The organism is Limisphaera ngatamarikiensis, from assembly GCF_011044775.1.
Lineage (GTDB): Bacteria > Verrucomicrobiota > Verrucomicrobiia > Limisphaerales > Limisphaeraceae > Limisphaera > Limisphaera ngatamarikiensis.
The window spans coordinates 1-1,051 of the sequence record NZ_JAAKYA010000075.1; the positions used below are offsets into that span (position 1 = coordinate 1).

Sequence of the window (1,051 nt, forward strand, 5' to 3'; positions counted from 1 at the left end):
CGTCACCACCACCCCCACCGCACCCGTCGCATTGTTCACCCACACCTCCCCATACCAGTACCGACCCTGCCGGATCACCGGCGCCCAGTCGTTCGTCCCCCACCACAACGTCACCGTCGCTCCCTCCACCGCCTCCCCCGACACCCCCACCACCCCCGGCACCGTCCGACTCGTGTACTGGTTGAGCCGGTTGACCGTGTTGCTGCTCCACCGCAGACTCCAACCCAGCTCATCCCCACCCCAGCCCCCAACCGTCCGGTTCCCTATCGCATCGTGCCGATACTCAAACTGTTGCCCCGCCACCGGCCGACCGTCCGCCCAATACCGTCGGCCCGACTCCAACTGACCATACGGGTCGTACCGGTAGACCCAGTAGCTGCCGTCGGCCCAACCGGCCCGCACCCTCCCGCCCATCGCATCGTACGTCCAGTCCAGACGGCTCACCACCCCCGTCGCCACCACCGACTGCACGTTGGTCAGCCGGTTCCACAGGTCAAACCCCCGGGTCGTCGTCAGCTGCACCTGCCCGTTCTGTCGGAACGTCACCTGCCGCACCATCGAACCCAACGGCTCCCATGCGTACTCGGCCCGGTGCCCCTGATCATCGGCCACGCTCAGCAGCCGATCGCCCCCGCCCCAGCTGTAGTTCACCCGGCTCAGCAGCGTGGCGCCACGCCAGACCTCCTGCGCCAGCCGCCGGCCCAACCCGTCCACCCGGTTGGTCACCCGCACCCCGTCCAGCTCACCCCCCACCCACTGCTCGCTGATCAACTCCCCGGCCGCCGTCCACCTCGCCAACGCTCCGCTCCCGCACACCAACCGGCCCGTTACGGCTTTTCCAAAGAAAACACCGGCACCAGTCCACAAGCGAACCCCCTTATCTCAAGGTGGAATCGCCAGCCGATTCGTCCAATTACCGGCTTGTTCAAACGCACGTTGCAGCTCGACGCTGTCCAGACTCTCTACCCGGCCGTCGAGGAACAAAATGTACCCCCTTTGTCCATGCAGAGCACGCCCCTCCCTCCAACCCGCCCGACCAAGCGCCCCGTCC

General features: G+C 66.9%; 1 protein-coding gene. It reads right to left on the reverse strand.

Features of this window, described 5'->3' with window-relative positions:
* A partial coding sequence (locus G4L39_RS10860; RefSeq protein WP_165108174.1) for a hypothetical protein occupies positions 1–798 on the reverse strand: 798 nt, incomplete at its 3' end.
* Between the last annotated feature and the right edge of the window lie 253 nt (positions 799–1,051).